Source organism: Synechococcus sp. WH 8101 (genome assembly GCF_004209775.1).
GTDB lineage: Bacteria > Cyanobacteriota > Cyanobacteriia > PCC-6307 > Cyanobiaceae > Synechococcus_C.
Genome location: NZ_CP035914.1, coordinates 1,664,500 through 1,688,923, shown reverse-complemented (window position 1 = coordinate 1,688,923; position 24,424 = coordinate 1,664,500). Strand labels below are relative to the sequence as shown.

Here is a 24,424-nt window from a genome sequence, read left to right as displayed (position 1 = left end):
TCTTTGATGGTTGCAGGGTGATCGTTTCCTCGCCCAGCGTCAAGCGGCGGCTCAAGCTGTGCGCCTGCATCAGTTCTCAGTAGATTACTTGCAGTTTCTGCATCGGTTTGCTCTCAGCATGCAGATCAAGCGCGAGAGCCTGACTGATCGGTTGAAGCAGCTGCTGATCGAGGCCGAACAGCTCGGGATGATGGGGAGCTGGGAGCTGATCCATGCCACCGGTGAGCTGCTCTGGTCAGCCGGCACCCACCGCGTCTTCGGGACCTCGCCCACCAGAACACCCGACTACGACCTGTTTCTTTGCTGCGTGCATCCCGAGGATCGTCAGCGGGTGGATCAGGCTTACCAGGATGCGGTGAGAACCGGGCAGCCTTACGACATGCGTCATCGCGTTCTCTGTGCGGATGGCACCGAGAAGGTGATTCAGGCGCGAAGCACCACCAGTTACGACGACGACGGCGCTCCCGTGCGCTCCTTGGGCATTGTGCAGGACATCACCAAGCTGGCCACCATCGAGGCTGAGCTGGCTCGCCTGGCCTACCACGATCCCCTGACGGGCTTGCCCAATCGTCAGGCGGTTGTGCGTGAACTAGCCAGGCAGTGCGGTGATGGCCCAATCGATCACTCTGCTGCTGTGAGTGACGATGGGCTGGCTCTGTTCAACCTGGACCTGGATGGATTCCAGGCGATCAATGACAGTTTTGGTAACGCTGTGGGAGATCAGTTACTGCTGGCGATTGCCACCCACCTGCGCGATCAGTTACCGCCAGAGGCGATGGTGGTGCGTTTGGAAAGTGATGAGTTTCTTGTGCTGATGCCGGTTGCTCTTCAGCAGCTCTCTGCTGCGTGCGACTCGCTGAAGAATCTGATCGCTACCTGCCCGTTGGACAAGGCTGGGATCCCTTTCATCCCTCCGGTGTCGATCGGCGTCAGCCATTACCCGACCCACGGCGATGATCCACTGGTGTTGCTGCAGTCGGCGAACACGGCATTGATGGAGGCCAAGCGGGCTCGGCAGGGCCGCTGCATCTACAGCACCACGATCAGTCAGCGCATCCATCAGCGGGTGTCGCTGGAGTCTGATCTGCAGCAGGCAATCAAGCGCGATGATTTTCATCTCGTCTTTCAGGCCCAGGTGGACCGAGATGGTGCCCTGTTAGGTGCCGAGGTGCTGTTGCGCTGGCGCAATTCTCTTGGCCATCTTGTGCCGCCCAGTGTGTTTATTCCGTTGGCGGAGCAATCGGGCTTGATTCATTCCATCACCGATTGGGTGCTCGATCAGGCTTGCCGGCAATGTGAGCGCTGGCGACAGGATGGGTTGCCTGTTCCCCGATTGGCGATCAATCTCTCGGCGGCTCAGTTTGGTGTGGCCGAATCGAATTTTGATCGCCATTTACTCAGTATTCTGCAACGTCATGGGCTGGAGCCTGAAGCCTTCGAGTTGGAAATCACCGAAACAGCCCTGCTGAAGCAACTTGATGTGTGTTGCGCGCAGGCTCAATCCCTTGCGGCGGCTGGCTTCCGTCTGGCCCTGGATGACTTCGGCACCGGTTACGGCTCCTTGGTGAGTTTGCGGATGTTTCCTGCCAGAACGATCAAGATTGATGGTAGTTTCGTTCAGAGAATGCATGGGAATCTTGTGGATCTGTCTATCGTTCGTCGCACGATTCAATTGATTCATGACCTTGGCATGATGGCCCTGGCTGAGGGGGTGGAAACGAAGCAGCAACAACAAGCACTGCTCTCTCTGGGCTGTGATGCCTTCCAAGGTTACCTTTTTCATCGGCCGATGACGGCCGACGCCTTTGCCAACCATTGGCTGTTGTCTTCGCCATGACAGGAGACCTTGATCTGCAGTTGCAGCGCTGGTCTGGCTCCTGGAGGGAGAAACGGCGCCATCACCGACAGGATCTGCTGCCGTCTGTGCCTGTGCAGTTGCAGCGCTGGAGCGCGGATCAAGCGGTGGGGCCCCTGCATCAGGCTGATCTGCTCGATCTCAGTGAGGGTGGAGCTTGTCTGGCGATCGCTAACGATTGTCTGCTGCAGCCGGGAGATCAGGCGCAGCTCTGGATCCCATCGACGATCGGCGCGTCTGAGCTCCATCGGGTGAGTGTGCGATGGCGTGATGAGGCTGAGATGATCGCAGCCCTTGGGGTGCAGTTTCTTCCTTCCGACCCGATAAAGCTTCCTGCAAGCGTTATGTCCTGATACTGTTATCAAGCTGGAAGCGGCTTCCCAAGTCGACACCCATGGAAGCCAGTGAATTCCCTATGGCGCAACATCAGGTCTACTCACTACGTCGGACCATTGAAACTGTCAGGGGCACGGTGGAATACGCCAGCAGAGGAGAAAGGGATTCTTGGTTTTGATTGGATTGCTGATGCAGGCCAGAAACTCTTCAAGTGGCTGGCTCGCGAGCCCCCAAGATTGAAGCTTTGCAGTTAATCAAAGGCAACTCACATTTGGCAACAGAGGAACTCAATGTTCAGGTCATGACAGCGATCCAGGATCCAAGCCAACTCAAATTGATGCTTAGAGCCGTCAAGACAATGGAACCAGATCCCTCTCAGGGAAGCAGGGGTCTTGAACGATATTAAGCAATTCACCATCATGGCACCGGTTGAGCTGGCCGAGATCCGCTGTCCAACGTTGATCGTGCATGGAACTCATGACAATCTGTTGCTCTATCAGGCTGTCTTTGCGAGCAATCAAATTGCAAAATCGCAATGCCTGTGGGTCATGAAGGGATCACACTCCTGCGCCTGGATCCATCCAGACGCTGCACGCACTCAGAACACGATCATCGAATTTCTGAAAGGCACGCAACTCCATTGAGAATGGTCGGCATGGCGGACGTGTAGACGCAAGCGCAAGGGCCCGTGCAAGTGCCGGCGAGCGCTGACTGCGCGAGCTGCATCAGCCTGCTTTGCTGCCAGTTGCATCAGGGCCGGATCGGCCAGGGTGCACATCTGAACCGCCGCTGCCATGGCTGGACACCGGAGGTGGGGTGAGGCAACACCACATTCACGCAGTGGTGGATGCCATAGCTCACATAGACGTAAAACCGCCCTGGATCACCAATGAGCGTTTCGTTGCTGGGAGAGCGGCGGCGATACCCGTGGCAGGCCGGGTCGTCCTGGGAATATGCCTCCGTTTCCACAATCACGCCCCACAGCAGCTCACCAGAGGATTGGCGTTTCACCAGCAGGCAACCGATCAGGTCAGGGGCGACCAGCTCGGCAGGGCGGGCGAAGAAAGCTTGGGGGAGGGCTGGGAAATCGTTGGTGATGGGCGTGCTGGCTATGGGAGTTGCTGCTGTTGCCCGGTTGTCACGCCATCCTGCTGACACCAGGCTGAGGATGGGTGATACTGGAGGTCACTTCATCTCGCCCACTCAACGCGATGTCAGAAGAGCAACTCAAAGCCTTTCTAGAGAAGGTCAAAGCTGACACCAGCCTTCAGAAAAAGCTCAAGGCAGCAGCCTCCCCTGAAGCTGCTATTGAAATCGCTAAAGCAGCAGGATTTTCAATTATTGCAGAAGATATTAATCCAATGCAATCAAGGGAATTGTCAGAGGAGGAGTTGGAAGGTGCAGCTGGTGGCACGATATTTATACCAACCTTGTGGAGCATGGAATGCCACTGGTACTGCGGCCATCCTGGCGGCTAAACCCTGAATACCGAGAACCTACATCCCTGAAGCCCCTGTCGCTACAGGGGATTTTTATTTCTTTAACAGTCGATTAATCCTGTCAATCAACCTGGCTTGATATCATCTCAAAAGCGGAGACAACTGCTGTACAGGTTATTCAGAGGTTTTTCACGCTATCCTGCTGACACCAAGCTGTGTATGAGCGATACTGGAGGTAACCACACCTCTACCCGACTCCAAGCAATGTCAGAAGAACAACTCAAAGCCTTCCTCGAAGCCGTCAAGGCTGATGCAGGGCTTCAGGAGAAACTGAAGGCAGCAGGCGATGCGGATGCAGTGGTGGAGATTGCGAAGGCTGCGGGCTTTGTGATTTCTGTTGAGGAGCTGAAGACGGCTCAGGATGAGGTTTCGGGCGCGGAGCTGGAAGGCGTGGCTGGTGGTCGGAAACTTATTTGCAAAGAGGGTTCATTCATATGGCAAGACAACTAATAAAGAGCTATATTGGTTAACCGATGCAACAGCTACATAGGCAATTAGCCTGAACAACTCATATATCAGCTCCGATGCCCCTGTAACCGCAGGGGCCTTTTTATTTTTTCAATAGCCCACAAAGACCCATCATTCAGCCACCAATACCTGGCACCATTTCATTGGCGGGGACTATTGCTGGACGGGTTTTCCAGAGGTCTCTCAAGTAATCCTGCTGACGCAGGAGTGACCTTGGGCGATAATGAAGTCATCCACCTCGCCCACTCCAAACCTATGTCAGAAGAGCAACTCAAAGCCTTCCTGGAAGCCGTCAAGGCTGACGCAGAGCTTCAAGAGATGCTAAAGGCAGCAAAAGATGTTGATGCTGTGGTGGCGATTGCCAAGGCTGCGGGCTTTGTGATTTCTGCTGAGGAGCTGCAGAAGGCTCAGGCAGAGGTTCCAGGGGATGAGCTGGAAGATGTTGCTGGGGGAAGAATATCTATGCCTAATACTAATATCGATATGTGGTGTCCTAAGAGGTGTTGGTGACTTTCGAGGCAAGGAGCTGGAAGGCGCGGCTGATTGGTCCGAGCCAACTGCCGTACAGATTTGCATTCCGATTCGCAGGTCTTTCTGTTTCCAATCTATAAGTAGGCATCAGGACTCATTGTAAATGTTGTTATTTGCGGGTTTTTGTGATTTTGCAAGATCCCCCCTCTAAAAACTCTGTAATCGTGAGGCTTTCAATTTCTTAAATTTTGCCAGGTAGTCAAGTTATTATCGGGATCCAATGCCAGGCTTCATCGTCATCTGGACAGGGTGGGTAAAAGCCCAGCGAAAACTCTCTTCCCTTCACGGCAAAAACAAGGCAAATCATACAGGTACCGTTATCTATATACTTGCTACAGTCTCTGTTTCCTCGATATATTTGCTGATAACTTCTCTCTCTTTTGCCATCAGGGATACTAATGGATAGCCGATTCACAAGCACGTAATCGGTTAGGTCGGGAGGCTGCCAACTAGGCGGGGCTTGCGAAGAATGCTTGGGTGAGGGCTCGTAAAGCCTTTATGGCTTTGGAAATGACTGCTCTTTGCGTCAAAACCTAGATCTTGATTTCATTCCAGACAATCGTAGGCATCCCAAGCTGAAACATATTTTCAGCTATACTGGACTACCTTATACAGCCGTAATGCTCAAGAACATAGTGTCATTCATTGAAAAACATTTTAACACAATAGCAATTGCGTTGTTAGTGCCATTAGGCGGTTTGTGGCTTAATTATATGCAAGAAGCTCGTCAAGCAGCACAGTCGCAACGACAGTGGATAGAGGGGATGGAAGATAAGCACGAGAACTTTTCCAAAGAAATCAGCTCATATCTCAGGCAAAACGAGCTTGGCTTCATGGATCAGTCATCAAACTCTCTTACGGCGTCTATTGTCATCAATGAACTCGCGCCAATAGCAGATCAGGGTAATGCTGGAACAGGATACAGCCAACAGCAACTCGAAGATTTTAGATTACTAATTCGCCAATCCAAAAGCTTGACGCCAAAGCAGCGTTCACTTTTTAATTATTTAAAAGTGCGACTTCAAAGCCTTATCAGCGCCAGTAGATTAGGCAAAACCTACTCTCAGAGTGAATCGATGGCTTCATCTGCAAAGATAAAGGAGACGCTTGAATTTCTCCATGGCCTAGGGCTCATGTCTGGAGGAAGAAGCATCTTGTCTCACGTCGACATGAGCGACCTAAATCTTTCTGAATCACGGCTAACATGTCTAAATATAAATGCAGTCACTATGTCAAATACTAATTTGGGACATTCTGAGTTACCATTCTCCTATATCTTGTGGTGGCTCGATGGGGTTGATCTACAATCTGCCCACTTGGATTCTTCAAGAATAATGGGAGCCATCAAGGATTCTAGCTTCAAAAATGCCTACTTGCCTAAGGTTTCATTCGACAATGTTAATATATATGCGACTAATTTTGAAGGGGCAAGCCTAATCGAAGCTAGTTTGTATGATACTGAGCTGCATGGGGCCAGTATTTTCAAAGGGGCCGACCTGCGGGGAGCCGACTTAAGGGTGAAAAATTATGGTAAGCGGAATCAGAAGTTTTTTAAGGGTGGATACGCAAATACAGAACAAATAAATATGAGTGATGGAACGATTATTCCGTCTACAATTTTGCCGAAGAATCAATCACTTTCTTCCCTTGGGTTGATAGAATGGAACAAAGAGGATGCCCCTCCTTCTGCGAACAAAGAGAAGTTATATGCATTTTCTCGAGGGGCGCTAGTCCCGAAGGATTGCCTTCAGCGAATTGATTTATTCCACAGATTAATTATACAAGGAAGAAGTCGCAGTCACGCTTAGGGTAAAAGATGACCAGTATTTGTCACTGCAGAATTGTTTAGCAAAACTTGCTGTGAGTAAAATGTGAAATTAATGCTATAATTTCAGGAAGCGCTCTTCTCGTAGGTACGCATTCAATTGAGAGTCAATCAACCCAGATGCATTCTTGAAAGCTCTCAAGTTACATGGATGAAAGCATTGATGGTTGTGCATGCAGTGATCGCAAAAGGCTTATGGGCATTTTGCTTGCATTTAAAAAATAGATTGCAGCTAATGGTTAAGGTGTTTCCCTGATGATTGATATGTTTAATGTGAATCCTGGAGATCCGACCAGGGTGAATGAGAGACCTCATCCGGCTCAGCTGGGCTCGTCGGGCGGGTGATGGAGCTGCGTGGGATAGCTGAGCGATCCGTTGTGATCGTTTGTGCGGCTGTTGAAATGTCTGCTATTGCCTGCATTTGCCCCCACCTTGCTGAAACGAGGCTCACGATGGGTGATACTAAAGAGAGCTCCTCGCCCTCTCAAAGGGATGTCAGAAGAGCAACTCAAGGCATTCCTGGAAGCCTTCAAGGCTCATGCAGGTCTTCACGAGCAACTCAAAGCCGCCACCGACGCTGATGCCGTGGTGGCGATTGCCAGAGCTGCGGGCTATGAGGTGTCTGTTGAGGAGTTGAAGACAGCTCAGGCAGAGCTTTCGGAAGAGGAGCTGGAAGGCGTGGCTGGGGGCACATTCACTGCGGGGATGAATTGCACCGGCAACTTGCCCGGGGGGCCTTTCACCAGCCGATTCCACTGCTGATTTGCTGGTGGCATCGCAAGCTGCGTTACTCTTGCGTGAAATCACACTAAGCTGGCTTGTTTCGATGCCATGGCTTTGAAGGCCTGCACGGCACAACTTGTTTGCGCTTTGCTTTTGGGCGTTGAATCCGCATGCTTCTCAATACCTCTTGTCGCTCAAGACGCAGTCACGGCGTCTGAAGCGACACCCCTCGTTGATCAACAGAAAGTTTCGCCGTCTGAGCTTGTTGGGAAGCTCAAGCAGCTGCAAGATCAAATCAAGGCTAATTCGAGACCTGTCAGTCTCTCTGATGCAATCAGGTTGGGATTGCAGAACAATCCCGAGCTCGCTCGTTCGTTCAGCACGATTCAGCAGTTTGAGTGGCAGTTGATTGCGGCGCAAAGGCGCTGGTATCCCACGCTGCAGCTCACCAATGGAACTCCTTTTGTTGGCAGTAACTGGGGCACATTTGTTCAGGATCAGTACGCCTTGCCAGCGCAACAAGTTCAGGAGCTTCAGGCGCAGGGGCAAAGCCGGAAAATGGCGGCAAAGTCACAGCAGTTTGTTGTGCAGCCTGGTGCCCAGGTGAATTGGAATTTTCTTGACCCTACTCGTCAACCCAATATCAATGCCGCCTCTGATTCTCTTCAGCAGCAAAAGTTTCTTTTTGACGTGAGTGCGCGCAATCTGGTTTTGCAGATCCAGGAGTCTTTTTACGCGATTCAGAGCAATCAGCAGTTGATCAACAGCTTTCAGGAAATCTATGCGATCAACCAGAAACAGCTTGAGATTCTCGAGGCGCGAAAGTCGATTGGTATGGTCACGGTGCTCGATCTCGAGCAAACCCGTTCTCAGCTCTATGCCCAGCTCAGTCAGCTTGTGCTGTATACACGCGAATACATTGATCAGGCAGCCCTTTTGGCCCAGCAATTAGCCTTACCTGCTAATCAATTGGCCATTCCAGACCAGCAAGCCCAGATACAGGGGCGTTGGCAGGTCTCTTTGCAGGAGACCATTCGTAGAGCCACGCAGCAGAGGGAGGAAATTCTCGCGAGCTTGGCAGCTGCAGAAGCTTCCAAGTGGAGCAGTGTGGCCTCCTTAAGACAATATTTACCCGTCTTCTCTCTGGTCGCTACGGGGAATCTACTCGGTCAAAACGGCTACCAAAATGTCCCGGTGCCGAATGATCCAGGCTCTCAGTATGCCCGCAATCGTCAGTGGAACGCCGCGATTGGTATTGGTTTCAACTGGTTGTTGTTTGATGGTGGGATCAATGCCGCGAATGCGCTGGCGCTCAAGGCCCAGGCTCAGCAACAATTGGCCCAGGCGGCTCTCACGGAACTGCAAGTCACCCAGCAAGTCCGTTCCAGCTATGGCCAGTATCAGACCTCGCAGGTAGCCGTCACGACCGCTCGCCAGGCGTACCGGAGTGCCGAATTGGCCCAGGAGGCGGCTCGAGCTCGGTTTGATGTGGGTGTGGGCGATATCACCAGTGTGGTGCAAACGATTCAACAACTTTCTACTGCGGCTCAGCAGCTGTCGCAAGCGGTTCTGAGCTACAACAGTGCTGTTGCTGAGTTGTATCGCTATTCGGCAACCTGGCCCGGCGCCTCGCAGCAGGAGGTGCAGGAGCGTCTCAAAATGATGCGAGATTCTCCTGAGCCTTTTCGTCCGGATTCCTTCACGAGGCTCGAGCCATGACCCAGTTATTCAATGATCGGGCCTTACGCAAGCGTCACCGTGTCGGTGATCGCACTGGACCTGTGCGTCTTTTGACGCCTCCCTTGCGACTCACCCTGGTGTTAGGTGTCTTGATTGCAGCCTCCGGTGCGCTTTGGGCCACTTTGGCAAGGATTCCGATCACTGTGCAGGGAACCGGCGTTTTGTTGCCTGTGAGCACGATCAATAGCAGTTTGAGTGGCACCAATGGCACGGTGCATTGGTTCTTCGATGAACCAGTTCAGGCTTGGCACAGCACAGCTCTCAAGTTTCGCAATGATCCGGAGCAGTTTGACAACCAACAGATGGCCGCCTTGGCCCGAACGATGGTGCGTCAGACCGCTTCCCTCTATGACAGGCAGGCGAAGCCGCGTGCAGATGATCAAACATCAACCAAGTTTGCGGAGAGCCTGAACCGAACTTACAAGGGGCAACAAATTCCTGCTGGCACGTTGCTGCTTTGGGTGCAATCGTCAGCGCAGCAGGAGCGCTTGCAGAGTGCACTCACGGATCTGAATCGTACCCTCGCCGATTCCCGTGCCCAATCCGACAATATCGAGTCGAAGCAGGCCATCCTCTCGGGCGAGCTCTCGAGTCGTTTGTCGTATCTCCAAAAGATGATGGCGTTGGAAGGTCGTGGTTTCGTCAGTCGCGAGTCGATCCTCCAGGAGCAGGCCCAGGTGGATAATATCCGATCACAGATTCTTGGCAATCGTAATGAACTGATTCGGATCCAAAATCAAAGTAATCAGGCTTATCAGCAGCTCCGTAATGAGCTTGCCAAGTTGATCAACGAAGAGCTTTTGTTCGCCACACGCGATGTCTATCTCTCTCAGGTGATCCCCAACGATGGTGAGTCGGTCACCCAGGGGCAGGTGCTGCTCGAACTGAGTGATGACGATCTCAACGATCCTGTGGCAGTGCCATTGTTCCTCAGCAGCAAGGAAATGGCCCAGGTGTTTCCCGGGATGCGTGCCTTGGCAACACCATCAGGGTATAAACGATCGGAGGTGGGTGGAATTCAGGCTGAGGTTGTCTCCATGGGCAAGCTCCCGAGTGGCCGCGAGGACGTGCAGGCCAGGGTGGGTGTGCGCTCTCTCGCTGATGTGATCATGCAGAAGGAGCCAGCCCCCACCTTGGCGGTGTTGGCACTCAAGCGTGCCAAGACTTCAACCGGCCGCAACACAGGTGGTTACCTCTGGAGTTCCCGGGGGGATCTTCCTTTCCCGCCTACACCAGGCGACCGGTTGGACGTGGAAGTCACCACACGCCGGGTGGCTCCGATTGAGCTGGTCCTGCCAGCGTTGCGTCGCTTCTTTGGCTGGTCGCCACCGGAGTCACCAGCCTCGGCAGCCGCGGCTTCCCAACCACAACGGCAGCCATGAAACGCCTGCAGCGTCATCGGGTGAAGGCTCGCACCCGACTTCAATACGAAGCTGCTGAATGCGGCGCTGCATCGCTTGGCACCATCCTCGCCTACTTCGGCCGAGTGGTGGAGCTGGGTGAGCTGCGTTTGGCCTGCGGTGTGAATCGGGATGGATCAAACGCGAAACAGGTGCTCGTGGCAGGCCGCCAATACGGACTCAAGGCTCGCGCCTATCGCTGCTCCGGTGAGCAGCTCAGGCGCGAGGGCCAATTTCCTTGCGTTGTGTTCTGGGGGTTCAATCATTTCCTTGTTGTGGAAGGGTTTGATGCCAGCCATGCCTTTTTGAGTGATCCTGCCCAGGGGCGTGTGCGGGTGGAGATGGAGGAATTCCTCGATAATTTCACCGGCATTGTGCTCGAATTCGAGCCGGGCCCTGAGTTTCAAACCGGCGGGCGTGAGCGCTCGCCTTTGCTGAGCCTGCCAGCCACCCTGGCTCCTTATCGCCATTCGATTGCCGTGTTGCTACTGGTGAGCAGCGCCCAAGCCGTGCTCACTCTTCTCGTGGCTGGCTTTACCTCTACGTTTATTGACAGTTTTCTTCAGAATCAGCGCTTCTATTTCGGGATCCCGTTGATCTGGTTGTTGCTGATCACCCTGCTGGCCTGGTTGGCGCTGTTGGCTGGCCAGTTTCTGGTGTTGCGGCGTATGGAGCTGTTGCTCTCCAAACGACTCACTGCGGATCTTTTCCGTAAGTTGTTTCAGGTGACGTTTGCCTTCTATCAGGCGCGTTTTCAGGGGGAAATTGCCAGCCGGATGCTGTTGGGGATGGAAACCACCCAGGTGGTGGTGGGGCAGATGCTCCGCTTCGGGCTGTCGCTCTGGATTGGCCTCTTTGTTTTGATTTTTGCTTTGGTGATCTCTCCCTGGCTGGCGCTCCTGGTTTTGGTGGTAATGCTCGGCAATCTGGTTTTGAATTGGTGGCTCACCGATCAGCGCTATGACTCCAATCGGCGTCTGGCGATCGAACAGGGTAAGGCTCAGGGCAAGGGCCTGCAGGGGATCAACAACATTGAAACCTTGAAGGCGTCTGGTCTGGAATTTGACTTCCTCAGCCAGTGGCAAGGAAGTTTTGGCAATGTGGTGACCCAGAATCAACAGCTCGGCGCCCAGATGGCCTTGGCCACTATCACGGCGAGCGGCAGCACCTTCCTTCTTAGTGCCCTGATCATCACAGCTGGAGGTCTGCTGATTATTGCTGGCAAGATGTCGCTGGGAACCCTGGTGGCGTTTCAGTTTCTGCAAGGACAACTCACCGCTCCGATCTCGTCGTTGCCCCAACTGAATGCCACGCTTCAACAGTTGATCGGCAGCCTTGGCCGCCTAGACGACCTCAAGCGCAGCAATGATGATCCTTTGGTGCGCAGTTTTGCCCTGCCAGCACACTCTTCTCCGCCGCACGAGGATCGGCAGGATCGCCTTCAAGGGCGTTTAGACCTTGAGAACCTCAGTTATAGCTTCAATCCTGTTTCACCCCCCTTCATCAGTAATCTCAGTCTTTCGATTCCGGCAGGATCGCAGTTGGCGATCGTGGGTGGTAGTGGATCGGGTAAAACCACCTTGATTCGCGTTCTCGCCGGTTTGTACCAACCCAGCGGTGGCCGTTTGCTCTTTGATGGTGAGTCCTGGGAGCATCACGGTGATCGGTTGATGCGCGACAGCTTGGCCTATGTGCCCCAGCAGGTGTTCATGTTCAACGCCTCGATTCACGACAATATCACCCTGTGGCGCTCTGGTTATCTCCTGCAGGATCTTGAGGAGGCGGCCAGCGATGCTCAAATTCTTAATACCATTACCAGCCACCCAGAGGCCTTTGCCCGTCATCTCAAAGACAATGGCAGTGACCTCAGCGGTGGCGAACGTCAACGCATGGAACTCTGTCGAGCACTTCTGCGCAGACCCTCCATTTTGCTGCTCGATGAGGCCACCAGTGCGCTCGATAATGCCACGCAGATGCGCGTCTTGGATGCCCTCAAGGCCAGGCGACTCACGGTGGTGAGTGTGGCGCATCGTCTTGATGCCGCCTTGCGCAGTGATCAGGTGTTGGTGATGGCTCAGGGCGCTGTTGTGGAACTTGGCTCTCCGCAGGAGCTGCTCGATCAAAACGGCGCTTTTCGTGCGCTCGTCGATTCAGAGCATGCCGGCCAGGGGGTGGCGTGATGGACCGTCAACATCCACAACCTGCTGCTGAGCAGGCCTTGCTGGCTGCGCAGTCGCTGGAATCGGCTCTGTTGTTTGAGGAAGCTCCCAACGATGATCAAGACGCTTCCCTGCGTCTGTTGGGTTTCTGCCTCGCCGAGCTCGGCCGTCGGCATCAGCCTTTGGAGCCACTGCCGGGTGCTTCGATTGAGGCGCTGTTAAATCACAACGACATTCATCATCGCCGCGTCGAGGTGCCTCGTCATCCACAAGGTGATGAGGTTCCCTTGATGGTCGTGATTCCCCAAGGGGGCACCACCCCTTGTGCTCTTTATCGGCGCGGTCGCACTAATTGGCTTTACGACCCCGTCAAACAAACGCACCAGCCCGCTACGGATGCCACGGCGTTTGAAGATACGGGCTTTGAAATTTACCTTTCCTTACCGGAGCGTGTCCCTGGTCCCCTGGCGGTGTTGCGCTTTGCTTTCGGCACGGAATTCGCAGCCTTGCTGGCGTTGATCATCACGTCAGCTGTGGTGATGGGATTCAATCTGTCGATCCCGATGCTGACCAATCTTCTTGTGAGTCGCATCCTGCCGCAAAACGATCAGGAGTTGCTTTTTCAGGGGCTCGCCGTGGTGGTGTTGATCGTGATCGGTTCGGTCGCCACCCAATATCTCCAGAATTTGATGATGCTGCGGCTGGAGAGTGTGGCCGATCTCCGCTTGCAATCGGCCGTTTGGGATCGGGTGATGCGCCTTCCGATGAGTTTTGTCAGCCGCTATACCACTGGTGATCTTGCTTCTCGCGTCAGCTCCATCAGCCAGTTGCGCCAGTTGATGGGTAATGGTGTGCTCTCCACGTTGCTGTCGAGCTTGTTCGCGGTCAGCTATTTCGTGTTGATGTTCGTCTACGACAGTCATCTGGCCCTCTGGGCCAGTGCCTTCACGTTGGTGGCCGTGATCTGCCTGCTTTGGATCACCTGGCGCTCGATTCAGCTGCAGATGCCCTTGCTCGAGAGTGGAGCAGAAATCACCAATTTTTCTCTCCAAGCCGTGATGGGCATGCCCCAGATACGCAGTGCCGGTGCGGAACCGTTTGTGCTGTTGCGATGGTTGCGTGAGGTGAATCGCTATGCCCTCCTGCAATTACGCAGCAGCGTGTATAGCGATGCGATTGAGCAATACGGCACGCTTGTCTCGCCTCTGGCCAGCTTGTTTTTGTTTGCTGTAGTGGCTTATCGGGTTCTCAACAGCCCGACCAGCTTTGAATTAAATCAAACGGTGGTGGCTTTTATTTCCTTCAATGCTGCCTTCGGTAGCTTCAATGGTTCGGTGACCGGTGCGGTCAACCTCATTGCCAACGTTGCTGGGCGCGCTGCTGTGCTGTGGCAGCGGGCTGAACCGGTGATGTACGCCGACGTGGAGCCTGGCTATCAAGCCGATGCGGTGCACCATCAATTGAAGGGTGAGTTTCGTTTGCGCCGCATTGCCTATGAGTTTCCGGGCAGCAGTGAATCTCTTTTTCAGAATTTGTCGTTCTCGATCCCGGCGGGTCAACACACGGCGATCACCGGCCCGAGTGGGTGCGGTAAAACCACACTGGTGCGAATGTTGCTGGGCTTCATCACACCGATGGGAGGTGAATTATTGGTAGATGGTATTCCCCTGAGTCAGCTGGCGATTCGCGCCTATCGCCGTCAGCTTGGTGTGGTGATGCAGACCGCACGCCTGAATGCTGGCTCGATTTACGATGTGATCTGCGGTGGCGTGCAACGCACTGAGCAGGAGGTCTGGGAAGCCCTTGAAAGGGCTGCAGTGGCCGACGAAGTGCGTGCGATGCCCATGCAGTTGGAGACCCTGCTCAGCGATTCCGGCGGCAACGTGTCGGGTGGCCAGGTGCAGCGCATTGCGATCGCCCGTGCTCTGATCACCCAACCGAAGGTGTTGATCATGGATGAAGCCACCAGCGCCCTTGATAATCGATCTCAGCTGGCGATCACTGAAACGATCAACGCCCTTGGCATTACGCGGATTTCCATCGCTCATCGACTGGCGACTATTCAACAGGCGGATCAGATTGTGATCCTCGAGCGCGGCTGCCCTGCGGAATCAGGCCAGTGGGATGAACTAAAGAACCATGGTTACCTTCAGCGCATGTTGGCCAGTCATTGACTTTACTTTTTCAGTAGGCCGGCGCTCAAGAGTGTGTTAATTGCACATTGTGAGTCGCGATCATCCAGCAACGCCAAGGCCATCCCGCTCAATCCTGTGAAGAAGCCTGGCAAGACCAGGTTGCCTTCCTGGGTGCCAAAGCAGCGCAGCTGTGGTTCCGTGCCTTGGCATCGATCCAGCGCCTGCTCCTGGATCTGCCTGGCTTGGGCCAACGCCAGCTGTTGGACGCGTTCGCTCAGCGGCCAGGGCCCTTGGGCCAGATCGCGCAGCAGCACCATCAAGCCGAGGGAGCCGCAACAGAGATGGTCCATCCTAATTTGCTTGATCGATGCTGTGGTTTCAAGAGCGATGCTGAGTTCCTCAGCGCACTGGTCATCCCAGAGTTCGGTGCCCCAGAGACAGGCGCGGCCGAGAGCAATGCCGGGTGCGCCATGGCACCAGCTCACCATGTAAGAGGGTCCTTCCGCAGATGTCTGTTGGCCGCGAAAATCGGGCCAGTTGCCGACATCGGCGTGGAAATGGCCTCGCTCATGGGATACGGCTTGGCGTGCTGCCCTTAGAAAGCGCTCCTCGTCTGTGGCCTGATGGAGCCGCGCCAGGGCGGCGGAATAGCCCGCAGTGCCGTGGGAGAACCCCAGCAGTCCGGAGTGGCGCGTCGACAGTCGCCAGCTGCCATTGGCATCCTGGGCTTGCAATAACCGATCGCCAGCCAAAACAGCCAGTTCAATCGATGCTGTGGATCGGAGCTGCAGTAAGGGTCCGATCAGACCTGCGCAGCCGCCGATCACATCCCATTGCTGATCGGCCTCGATGAAGCGGGGCTGGGCTCCTTTCAGGAGTTGGGCGGCCAACTCGGTTTCCCCGATCTCGAGTAGTGCCAGAAGAATGCCGCCGCAGCCACTCAGGCCCAGGGGTTGGTCGCGCCACCAGCGCCTCAGCCCATCGCCATGGGCTTGACCCACAAGGTCATGCAGTGGTTTGAGGATCGCCGCTTGGATCGCCTCCACTTTGGCTGGCGCGGTGCCGAGGGCTTGGAGCCGCTTCAACAGGCAAGCGATGCCGATCGAACCGCCGTAGAGCGAGAGACCGACCGGCCCAAACGAAAAACTCTCACCATCGGCACCGAGATCCATTCCCAACCACTCGATCTGCCCCTGTGGATCTCGGATCGCAAGATCTAGGAGCGTCTGGGCGATGGTGGTGGCAGCCTCAACCGCTGTGATCGCAGGAGCCGGATGGGGGGGGGCTTCTTGTTGATTGATGCCTTCCGATGGACTGACCTGTTGCCGTTGCTTGAGAATGCGGGCCTGCACGGCACCACGAATCAAGCGCTCCTGAAAGTCGATTTCGGCTGCATTGAAGGCCCTGAGCCGCTTGCGTGCGGAGGCCAGGCCACTGGTTTCGATGAACCCCGGCAGCAGCGAGCCTTTCTCGTCGAGTTCCAGGCCATCGCGATCGATCGGATGCGTGAAGAATGGAATATCCAGCCGTTGCATTTGCTCGCGCTCGGCGGCAAACACTGGCCAGTGCAGCGGTTTGCTCTCGGCTAAAAGAAAGCTGCGGCCCAGTTGCTCGAGGCGCAGGGCCTGGGCCTCTTCTGTCCGTAAGGCTGAGGCTTCGAGTTGTTGCCGCTGCAGGGCGAAATACACCCGCGTGGCCCGCAACACGATCCGGCGCGGCAGGCCCTCAAAACGATCCAGCGGACTGTCTGGGCTCAACCAACGCTCGCGCAGCTGCAGCAACTCTTGAGCCTGGAGCCGAAAACCGGCGCAGAACGGCTCCAGATGGTCGGACAACGGATTGCTGTGGCCAAAGCCCACCGGCAGGCTGGTGGGGCATTCGGCCGCTCGGTTGATCCGGCCGGGCATCATGCCGTCGCTGTTGATCCCAAGCCAGCCGGCCATCGTGATCTCCTCTTTGGCGGGAGGTGCGATGCCAAGGGCACTGATGTCGATGGCCTGTTTGGCCTGGCCCATGAACAACCACTGGGGCAGCAGACCGGATCTGAGCACGGAGCCCCGAAAGCGCTGCTGCAGGCCTGAGGGCTCCTGGTGTTCTGCTGCCTCAGCAGCCGCCTGGATGTGATCGGGAAGGTCAGCTTCCAGCAGGGTCTCCGTGTCGATCAACACCAACTGATCACCGCTGGCGATCAGATTTTCATGGTGACAATCGGTACAGCCGAGCAGGTGCAGCAGGGCGGTGAGTCGGCCGGCGTTGCGGTAGAAGCGCTCCAGCTCCTCAGCGTTGGTGCAGAGGGTGTGGGACACATACTCCATGTAGCCATAGCCATCGCAGGTCTGCACCACGAGGCTGCGCAGGGGAGGCAGCTCGGAGTTGGCATTGAGGTCCTTAATCAGGGCCTGGTAAGCCGCATCCACTCCCATGTCTTTGGGTTTGTAGACCAACCGATGGCTGTTGCTGCGATCCGGTGATGTGAAGCTGAGGATGGCCACAGCGCGACCACCGCGGTGGGGATCACTGAGGCCCTGCTGCACCGCCTGCAGGCACCAATCGCGAGGGATCGAACAATGCTCGGCCAGGATGGAGCGATCCTGTTGGATCCTCTCCAGCATCTCCAGGCTGCCCTGATGCCAGAGGGCCACCACCGTGCCGATGAAGCGCCCCAACACGGGGAAGGTGGTGAGCAGGCTCTGCAAGCCATCGCGCCGGTGCGTTGTGATGAAGCGGGTGTAGAGCTCTCGCACCGGCGGCCCTTCTCCATCACCTGCAGACCCCAGATGGGCGAGCAGCATCGCTCCAGGAGTGCGGCCCGTGTTGAACTGATCCCAGAGCACCTGCTCGCCGATGGCGCAGAGCCGATTCAGCAGGGAGTCGGCCAGTTGATCGACCACGTTGGGGCCGATGCGATCAAGCCCAGCGCTGCGCTCAAGCGCTGCACGCAGCTCTGCTGCGGCGCCATCCCGAACTGGCAGCCAAAGGTCGACAAAGGGCCGCTGTTCGCTGGCCTGCACCGGCTGGAGGGGCTGATCCCAGGCGCATTGAAGCCATCCCTGGCAATGGGTCAGGGCCTCTTGCCAGGCTTTGGATTGGTTGGTTTCGATCTGCGGTGGAGCCGAGAGCCACTCCGCAAAGGCGTTGCTGTTAGCCCACTGGTCCCAGGCGAGGCGTCGCTCGAGCTTGTGGGGCTCGTCTGGAGCGATGAGCTCAAGCCACTGTTGGGTCCAGGCCATGAAGCCGAGTTATTCCTGTTGAGTGGTCAATCCTACCCCGATTGTTGAGACCGACTGTTGACAATCCTTAGTAGACAGCTTAAAAAGAATGGTAGCTCTATATTTTCAATGACCGAGTATCAACTCAAATCCTTCCTTAATGCCTGTCGTGACGATGCAGGCCTTCGAGAGCGAATTTCGCAGGCCAAGACGGCTGAGGAAGCTGTGTCGATCGCCAAGGCGGCGGGATTTTCAATTGAGCCCTCTGAATTGCTGAACGTCTCTCGTGGGCTGACCGATAAAGAACTCGAGAGTGTTGCAGGCGGCGGCGATCCATTTGGCCCAACTTTTATGTGCGATATGACGAAGAACCCTTGCGTCATTGGCGAGCCCGGAACAGAGACCATTATTCATTGATTCTCTCGGCGCATTTATATTTGAAATAAAGGGTTCGGGACGTAGAAGGATGGCTTTGAGTTTTGCTTCCTTGCAGGCGATACGATATTGATCAAGTATTTCGCAAGCTCACGAGCCCTATTCTCTAATTTTCTTTTCGCGCCTGCCCTTGTTCTCTTCCGCTTCATGGGTGATCTGAATGGTCAACTTCACGCTGTAGTCGCTCTCGATCACTCCACCGCGAGCTGAGAATCCTGGTTGGGATGATCCATTCCACGCTTGCCAGCTATTGCGAAGGATTTCCTGATGCAACAAAAGCCTGGCCGGCGTTTCCGTTGGCTCAGCCCCCGGAGTTGGCGTGGTGGAGCAACCTCACCGCTGATGCTTTGGATGGCGTGTTGCAGGGCCAGAGCGTGTTGGAGCTTCTGCAAAGCGGGCTGCCTCAGTTGCTTTTGCCGCAACAGAGTGGCATCAGCTCTAGCGATCTCTACAAGGCTTTGGTGCTCCGTGGGGAGAGCGTGGATCAGGCTTTGATCGCAGGCGTTGATGCACCTCCCCACTGGCACGATCCAGAGGCGTTGCGTTTCTGGATCGCACCGCATCCTTGCGGCGCCATGCCTGTAGTGCAGACGCCCAGTTGGGCTGATTTTGTGCTGTTGGTGCGTGCCCTGGCTCATCGCGGCGAACCCGCGAAGCTGGTTGATGGCGTGCATGCTCAGGCAGTGAGTGGCCTGATTCACTGGGGCTTGATTCGAGCGTTCGGCCGCCAGAGCAGAGCGCGGCTGATCGTTCTGCATGATGCGCCCTATGGCTCGGTGCAGGCTAGCGATGTGCCTGGAGATCTCACAGAGGCCGAATGGTTGCAGGCCTCATCCAACCTGCGCCTGGAGCATGAGCTCACCCATCTGGCCACCAAACGCCTGCTGAGTCAGATGCGCATCAACCTGTTGGATGAACTGATCGCCGACTGCATGGGCATGGTGGCAGCACTGGGTCGGTTTCATGCGGAGTTGTTTGGCCGCTGTCTGGCTACTGAATCGGCATCAGGGCGTTGGACGACCTACACCAACGCGTTATCGGAAACAGATGCACGCCTCGCACTGGATTTGGTGATGCTGCGCGCATGCGAGCTTGAGCACCACCTGGACCATCGACCAGAGCTGCTTCTGCGTGAACAGGCGATGGATCGCCTGAGATGGTTGTGCCAGCAGCGGTTGGATCGGCCAATCCAATGAGATCTGACGGGTGCTTGGCGATCAAGCACTCATTTCACGCAGTGGTGGATGCCATAGCTCACATACACATAGAAACGCCCTGGCTCACCGAAGAGCGTTTCGTTGCTGGGGGAGCGGCGGCGATAGCCGTGGCAGGCGGGGTCGTCTTGGGAATACGCCTCCGTTTCCACAATCACACCCCAGAGCAGCTCGCCATCGGCTTGGCGTTTCACCAACCTGCAGCCAATCAGGTCGGGGGCGACCTGCTCGGCGGGGCGGCAGAAGAAGCTGCGGGGGAGAGCGGGGAAATCCTTGGCGATGGGCTGGGTGGCTATGGGAGTGGCTACTCGTGCCTACGTCTTATGCCATCCTGCTGTCACCAAGCTGAGACTGGGCGATACTGAAGCCAGACACACCTCGCCCACTCAACGCGATGTCAGAAGAGCAACTCAAGGCTTTCCTGGAAGCCGTCAAGGCTGATGCGGGTCTTCAAGAAAAGCTGAAGGCAGCAGAAAATGTGGATGCTGTGGTGGTGATTGCCAAGGCTGCGGGCTTTGTGATTTCTGCTGAAGATTTGAAGAGAGCTCAGGCAGAGATTTCCGATGAGGAGCTGGAAGGCGTGGCTGGTGGTGGTGCCTTCGATTGGCTGGCCTGTTCTAAAGGAGGCAGGCGAATAGATTGAGCTATAGGATCCGATCCTAATCCTCTAAAGCCCCTGCAGTCGCAGGGGCTTTTTATTTCTTCAGACACACCAATAAACCAGCAAATCAGTCTCCAATACCTGGCACCATTGCCATCAACGCAGCCTGACAACAGACCCAACGAGGCGCTGAGCGCAAAACCGAAAATCCAGAGCACACCAAAACCATCTTCAATATTTCTTCTCCCTACTTCTATCCTTATTCCCTCAACGCATTCACCAATAACTTCGCTCCCTATCGCTATCACGGATGCCATTGGCTCTTCTAAATCTCACCGCAACCTGATGCCACTCGTCAGGGATTTGATTGATGGGAATACGCCTCCGTTTCCACAATCACGCCCCAGAGCAGCTCGCCACTCTCTTGGCGTTTCACCAGCAGGCAGCCGATGAGGTCGGGGGCGACCAACTGGGCGGGGCGAGAGAAGAAGGCTTGGGGGAGGGAGGGGAGGTCTTGGATGGTCGTGGTGGCTATGGGAGTGGCTGCTGTTGCCTGGTTGTCACGCCATCCTGCTGACATCAGGCTGAAGTGGGCGATACTGGAACTCATTACACTTCGCCCACTCAAAGCAATGTCAGAAGAGCAACTCAAAGCCTTCCTGGAAGCGGTCAAGGCTGATGCAGGTCTTCAGGAGAAGCTGAAGACGGCTACTGATGCTGATGCTGATGCTGTGGTGGCGATTGCGATGGCTGCGGGCTTTGTGTTTACTGCTGAAGATCTGAAGAAGCCTCAGGCAGGGGTTACAGAGGAGGAGCTGGAAGGCGTGGCTGGTGGTTGCAATGCTTTCATGACTGGGATGGCCGATTACATTTACAGTGTGTTTCACCCCGGCCAAGGAAATGGACAACCTTGTAGTCATTGACATAGGCCTGCACAAACTCCTGCGCTTGCAGAGGGTTTTATTGTTTCTTCAACCACCCTCGAAGTACTAAAGACGACCTCCAATACCAGACACCATTGCGCCGAAGCGAACCTTGCTGCTTGCGTTGCCGAATGCTTGCTGACACGAGGCTGAGGATGGGTTATAATAAAATTAACCATTCCTCACCCTCTCAAAGCGATGTCAGAAGAGCAACTCAAAGCCTTCCTGGGTGTCGTCAAGGCTGATGCGGCACTTCAGGAGAAGTTAAAGACGGCTGCGGATGCTGATGCCGTGGTGGCGATTGCCAAGGCTGCGGGCTTTGTAATTTCTGTTGAGGGGCTTAAAAGCTCTCTGGAGGTTTCAGAGGAGGAGTTAGAAGGAGTGGCTGGTGGAGGATGGGATTGGAAAAAGGTCTTATTTGGTATTACCAATCAGTACTACGCAAATTGTAGACAAACAGGACATAGTTGTTGAGGTATCTGATTTTAGACTCTGGTGCAATGTTTCTTGCTTTCCTGCGTATTTAGTTTCATTAGTTACTTCTTCGGTATGTCATCTGCGGGTCGCTAAGGGGAGGCGATAACCAATTCCGGAGGCAATGTTGGCTAATATATTTTTATATGAGCTGTCAAATAAGAGCCACCCAACTCAGATCCCAGCACAATTTGAACTCGCTTAAGAGCAATCCCTTCTTTGCCCGCTACTTAGACGCAGATTTTGTGCGTCAACGCATCCAGGTATTCGAGGTGGGCATGGTGAGTTTCTATAGTGTGTGGCTCTATCTTCCCTCTTTGGCTTACAACTGCGTTATGAAGTAGGGAGAGACATCCAATCTTCTATAGTGGTTATAAAGCACCGAAGTGAGGATGGCAAGCAACGGCAAGCCAGTCCCCTTAGCCACTCGACCCATTGATACGGTACCTGTGCCAGCAGATAGAATGCTGAAGCTATTAACCGTCTTGTCCCGTTGCGATGGCTCTGTCAATCACCCCAGCGATTAATCAATATCTCTATGGCACGTTGCCGCCCAGCTTGGCTGGTCTGAACAAGGGGGTTGCGTACCCACCAGTGTGACTAATCCAATGAGTTGACTAAGGGTTAGCTTTTGAGGCGTGCGCTGTGAGGTGATCATGACCACAACCCAGCAACGGCTGCAGTTGAAGCAGCTGGGAGACCGGGCCCGCGCCTCTGATCAGGTCAATCCGCTCCGCGCTTGCTACCAAGAGTTGAGTCGAATCGAACCATGACATCAGCAAACACCTGGAATCGCGACGGACTCCCGGCCTGGAGCTACCGAAGCGCATCGCTACTGGACGCGGAGAAAGAGAAGGTTTTTCTTAATCATTGGCATGTCGTCGGTCACGTCAACGATCTCAAGCAGCCTGGAGACTGGCTCAGCTTTGACCTGTTGGGTGAACGAGCCCTGGTGATGCGGGGGCAGGACGGCGTGATTCGCTCATTTCACAACACCTGCCGGCATCGCGGCTCAAGGCTGGTGGAAGGGGATCAGGGGCATTGTCGTGGCGCCATCATGTGTCCATTCCATGCCTGGGTTTACACATTGGAAGGAGATCTTAAGAAAGTCTCCCAGCCAGAAAAATTCCCTGACCTGGACAGCAACACCTGGGCGCTGAAGCCCTTGGAGTTGGAGATTTGGCGAGGCTTCCTCTTTCTGCGCTTTGAACCTGGCCCGCAGAGCTCGATCGCTGAAATGATGGCGCGTCATGAGGACGAGCTCAGTGTTTACCCGCTGGAATCACTCGAACCAACGGATGGCCTCTACACCAGCCCGATCACACCGGTGAACTGGAAAGCAATGGTGGATGTGGACAACGAGTGCTACCACTGCCCCACTGCCCATCCTGGCCTCACTGATCTCTATGGACGCCGCTACGAGGAAGGCCCATGGATTAATGGAACGCATCGAATCCGAGGTCCCTTCAACGAGAACCCATCGAGGCGAGAGTTGAATCAGCGCTATCGAGAGCTGGTGGAACAACATCCGGACCCCTTCCGTTCCATTCCACAAGCCTGGCTTTACATTGGGCTATTTCCAGTTTCAGTCCTCGTCTTTTATCCCGAATCAGCAGGCTTCTACCGCTCCATTCCGCTCGACGTGCAGACCTCGGTGATGACGGGAGCGACTTACAAGTACGACGGAGAAAGCGAGAGCATGACATTCGCTAGAAAAACATCCACAGCCATTGACGCGGAGGTGATGTTGGAGGACAAACATGTCTGCGAGCTTCACTATCAAGCTACTGCCTCAAAATACTGGGATCATGGGCTGCTCGGGGATTCTGAAAAAGCGTTGCGAGAACACCACGACATGCTCAGACAACTCATCCCTGAGCTGAACAACCCCAAATCACCTGGCGACTCCTGGCATTGACTCCACCAAGCCCGGATAGTTTGAGATCACGACACCCGAAAAGATGAGAAGCAAGCCAAGAGCAACTTTCCATCCAAATTTCTCTTTGTAAACGAGAATTCCCGTCAGGGTCACAACAGACATGCCGAGGCCAGACCAAATGGAATAGGCAATGGCAAGGGGTAGCCTTGCCAAGGCCTGCCCCATAAAAGCGAACGACAGGATGTATCCCAAGACCGCAACTGAACCCAGCACTGGTCTCTTGAATCCATTGGAACCCTTTAATGCGGCCGTGCCAAGATTCTCAAAAAGAATGGCGGCAATCAGAACGGCGTAGCCAATTAACATCAGACGGCCTCCTGTTGGCTTGAGTTTAAAACAAGAATTCCTGCAAAAACGAATATCAAGCCAATGACCACAGAAGGTGTTAAGACCTCTGAAAAAAGAACAATCCCCGAAATACTTGCTACCACCATGCCGATACCAACCCAAAGGGCATAGGCGAATCCCATGGGCAGCACACGCATGCTTCTCCCGAACCACAGCATGGACAGGGCGTAGCCTGCAAGAGCCAACACGGTGAGTGGCAATTGCGTGAAGCCATTCGATGCCTTCATCGCTGAGGTGCCGATCTGCTCCGCTGCGATTGCTAGAAACAATTCGATTAATGCACCCCAACGGCGCTTCGCATGCGGCTGGATCTGTGGCTCGCTTTCCATAGACAGAGATATTTCTCTCGATCCTACATGCGAGCCCTCGCCGATTGATTGCCAAATAATGTGACCCGACAACACCCTTTAGAGAGAGCCGATCGACCCGACTTCAAGGGTCGCATTTCTAGGTCTTGGCCGTAAGTACGTTGTGATCCCTCTTGAAACCATGAAGATTGTTATGGCTTTTCTAGAATGCCATCACTGAAATTCCTGCTGCCGTAGCTTCTCCACTACGCCAACGGCTCCAGGTCATTCAGCCACGTGTAGCCTGATGATGGTCCAGGCTG

The 24,424-nt window shown here is 54.8% G+C and carries 21 protein-coding genes and 3 pseudogenes; 18 read left to right on the top strand and 6 right to left on the bottom strand.

Going from position 1 to position 24,424, the window contains the following annotated elements:
- Nucleotides 1-118 precede the first annotated feature (118 nt).
- From SynWH8101_RS08890 to SynWH8101_RS08880, 3 genes are all read left to right on the top strand, one after another.
- Entirely contained in the window at nt 119-1,837 is a 1,719-nt protein-coding gene (locus SynWH8101_RS08890) for a bifunctional diguanylate cyclase/phosphodiesterase (protein ID WP_130129459.1), read from the top strand.
- Complete coding sequence (locus SynWH8101_RS08885) at nt 1,834-2,208, top strand: PilZ domain-containing protein (protein WP_130129458.1); 375 nt, start codon at nt 1,834-1,836, stop codon at nt 2,206-2,208. Before SynWH8101_RS08890 ends, SynWH8101_RS08885 begins: the two co-directional genes overlap by 4 nt.
- A gap of 375 nt (nt 2,209-2,583) precedes the next feature.
- Complete coding sequence (locus SynWH8101_RS08880; RefSeq protein WP_130129457.1) at nt 2,584-2,835, top strand: alpha/beta fold hydrolase; 252 nt, start codon at nt 2,584-2,586, stop codon at nt 2,833-2,835.
- 181 nt (nt 2,836-3,016) lie between these two features.
- Here SynWH8101_RS08880 and SynWH8101_RS08875 read toward each other — a convergent pair.
- A pseudogene (locus SynWH8101_RS08875) lies at nt 3,017-3,304 on the bottom strand (DNA-3-methyladenine glycosylase); the annotation flags it as partial.
- Nucleotides 3,305-3,402: 98 nt separating this feature from the next.
- Here SynWH8101_RS08875 and SynWH8101_RS08870 point away from each other — a divergent pair.
- From SynWH8101_RS08870 to SynWH8101_RS08830, 9 genes are all read left to right on the top strand, one after another.
- Nucleotides 3,403-3,669, top strand: a complete 267-nt coding sequence (locus SynWH8101_RS08870; protein ID WP_130129456.1) for a Nif11-like leader peptide family natural product precursor — start codon at nt 3,403-3,405, stop codon at nt 3,667-3,669.
- A 225-nt stretch (nt 3,670-3,894) separates the two neighbouring features.
- The gene (locus SynWH8101_RS08865) at nt 3,895-4,140 is read left to right on the top strand and encodes a Nif11-like leader peptide family natural product precursor (RefSeq protein ID WP_130129455.1); all 246 of its coding nucleotides are present in this window, start codon (nt 3,895-3,897) and stop codon (nt 4,138-4,140) included.
- Between the two features lie 231 nt (nt 4,141-4,371).
- Nucleotides 4,372-4,668 (top strand): Nif11-like leader peptide family natural product precursor, encoded by a 297-nt coding sequence (locus SynWH8101_RS08860; protein ID WP_370586983.1) that lies wholly within the window; start codon nt 4,372-4,374, stop codon nt 4,666-4,668.
- Between the two features lie 656 nt (nt 4,669-5,324).
- The gene (locus SynWH8101_RS08855; RefSeq protein ID WP_187007146.1) at nt 5,325-6,497 is read left to right on the top strand and encodes a pentapeptide repeat-containing protein; all 1,173 of its coding nucleotides are present in this window, start codon (nt 5,325-5,327) and stop codon (nt 6,495-6,497) included.
- Between the two features lie 509 nt (nt 6,498-7,006).
- A complete protein-coding gene (locus SynWH8101_RS08850; RefSeq protein ID WP_130129453.1) occupies nt 7,007-7,276 on the top strand; it encodes a Nif11-like leader peptide family natural product precursor in 270 nt (89 codons plus the stop codon).
- A gap of 69 nt (nt 7,277-7,345) precedes the next feature.
- Nucleotides 7,346-8,956 carry a TolC family protein gene (locus SynWH8101_RS08845; protein ID WP_130129452.1) on the top strand — a complete coding sequence of 537 codons (1,611 nt, stop codon included), beginning with the start codon at nt 7,346-7,348 and terminating at the stop codon, nt 8,954-8,956.
- The gene (locus tag SynWH8101_RS08840; RefSeq protein WP_130129451.1) at nt 8,953-10,359 is read left to right on the top strand and encodes a hypothetical protein; all 1,407 of its coding nucleotides are present in this window, start codon (nt 8,953-8,955) and stop codon (nt 10,357-10,359) included. The genes SynWH8101_RS08845 and SynWH8101_RS08840 overlap by 4 nt, the downstream gene beginning before the upstream one ends.
- Nucleotides 10,356-12,557 carry an ATP-binding cassette domain-containing protein gene (locus SynWH8101_RS08835; RefSeq protein ID WP_130129450.1) on the top strand — a complete coding sequence of 734 codons (2,202 nt, stop codon included), beginning with the start codon at nt 10,356-10,358 and terminating at the stop codon, nt 12,555-12,557. The genes SynWH8101_RS08840 and SynWH8101_RS08835 overlap by 4 nt, the downstream gene beginning before the upstream one ends.
- Nucleotides 12,557-14,710, top strand: coding sequence for an ATP-binding cassette domain-containing protein (locus SynWH8101_RS08830; protein ID WP_130129449.1), 2,154 nt, complete (start codon nt 12,557-12,559; stop codon nt 14,708-14,710). The genes SynWH8101_RS08835 and SynWH8101_RS08830 overlap by 1 nt, the downstream gene beginning before the upstream one ends.
- Before the next feature lie 2 nt (nt 14,711-14,712).
- Here SynWH8101_RS08830 and SynWH8101_RS08825 read toward each other — a convergent pair whose 3' ends face one another.
- Nucleotides 14,713-17,901 (bottom strand): type 2 lanthipeptide synthetase LanM family protein, encoded by a 3,189-nt coding sequence (locus SynWH8101_RS08825; RefSeq protein WP_130129448.1) that lies wholly within the window; start codon nt 17,899-17,901, stop codon nt 14,713-14,715.
- 108 nt (nt 17,902-18,009) lie between these two features.
- Between SynWH8101_RS08825 and SynWH8101_RS08820 the strand changes: the two genes are divergently transcribed.
- Nucleotides 18,010-18,297, top strand: a complete 288-nt coding sequence (locus SynWH8101_RS08820) for a Nif11-like leader peptide family natural product precursor (protein WP_130129447.1) — start codon at nt 18,010-18,012, stop codon at nt 18,295-18,297.
- A 314-nt stretch (nt 18,298-18,611) separates the two neighbouring features.
- Nucleotides 18,612-19,511 (top strand): hypothetical protein, encoded by a 900-nt coding sequence (locus SynWH8101_RS08815; RefSeq protein WP_130129446.1) that lies wholly within the window; start codon nt 18,612-18,614, stop codon nt 19,509-19,511.
- Nucleotides 19,512-19,546: 35 nt separating this feature from the next.
- Here SynWH8101_RS08815 and SynWH8101_RS14645 read toward each other — a convergent pair.
- Nucleotides 19,547-19,825 (bottom strand): annotated as a pseudogene (locus tag SynWH8101_RS14645) (DNA-3-methyladenine glycosylase); the annotation flags it as partial.
- 98 nt (nt 19,826-19,923) lie between these two features.
- Between SynWH8101_RS14645 and SynWH8101_RS08805 the strand changes: the two are divergent.
- The gene (locus tag SynWH8101_RS08805; RefSeq protein ID WP_130129444.1) at nt 19,924-20,172 is read left to right on the top strand and encodes a Nif11-like leader peptide family natural product precursor; all 249 of its coding nucleotides are present in this window, start codon (nt 19,924-19,926) and stop codon (nt 20,170-20,172) included.
- Between the two features lie 325 nt (nt 20,173-20,497).
- On the opposite strand, the pseudogene SynWH8101_RS08800 reads toward SynWH8101_RS08805, so the two are convergent.
- A pseudogene (locus tag SynWH8101_RS08800) lies at nt 20,498-20,710 on the bottom strand (DNA-3-methyladenine glycosylase); the annotation flags it as partial.
- Between SynWH8101_RS08800 and SynWH8101_RS08795 the strand changes: the two are divergent.
- From SynWH8101_RS08795 to SynWH8101_RS08785, 3 genes are all read left to right on the top strand, one after another.
- Nucleotides 20,649-21,053 carry a Nif11-like leader peptide family natural product precursor gene (locus SynWH8101_RS08795; protein WP_370586982.1) on the top strand — a complete coding sequence of 135 codons (405 nt, stop codon included), beginning with the start codon at nt 20,649-20,651 and terminating at the stop codon, nt 21,051-21,053. The pseudogene SynWH8101_RS08800 and the gene SynWH8101_RS08795 overlap by 62 nt on opposite strands.
- 198 nt (nt 21,054-21,251) lie before the next feature.
- Nucleotides 21,252-21,527, top strand: a complete 276-nt coding sequence (locus SynWH8101_RS08790; protein WP_130129442.1) for a Nif11-like leader peptide family RiPP precursor — start codon at nt 21,252-21,254, stop codon at nt 21,525-21,527.
- A gap of 769 nt (nt 21,528-22,296) precedes the next feature.
- Nucleotides 22,297-23,445, top strand: a complete 1,149-nt coding sequence (locus tag SynWH8101_RS08785) for an aromatic ring-hydroxylating dioxygenase subunit alpha (protein ID WP_130129441.1) — start codon at nt 22,297-22,299, stop codon at nt 23,443-23,445.
- On the opposite strand, the gene SynWH8101_RS08780 is transcribed toward SynWH8101_RS08785, so the two are convergent.
- Together SynWH8101_RS08780 and SynWH8101_RS08775 are read right to left on the bottom strand one after the other, a co-directional pair.
- Nucleotides 23,422-23,772 carry a multidrug efflux SMR transporter gene (locus SynWH8101_RS08780; RefSeq protein ID WP_130129440.1) on the bottom strand — a complete coding sequence of 117 codons (351 nt, stop codon included), beginning with the start codon at nt 23,770-23,772 and terminating at the stop codon, nt 23,422-23,424. The two genes, SynWH8101_RS08785 and SynWH8101_RS08780, sit on opposite strands and share 24 nt — an antisense overlap.
- On the bottom strand, nt 23,772-24,143 hold the full coding sequence (locus SynWH8101_RS08775; RefSeq protein WP_130129439.1) for a multidrug efflux SMR transporter: 372 nt from the start codon (nt 24,141-24,143) through the stop codon (nt 23,772-23,774). The genes SynWH8101_RS08780 and SynWH8101_RS08775 overlap by 1 nt, the downstream gene beginning before the upstream one ends.
- Nucleotides 24,144-24,424: the final 281 nt, after the last annotated feature.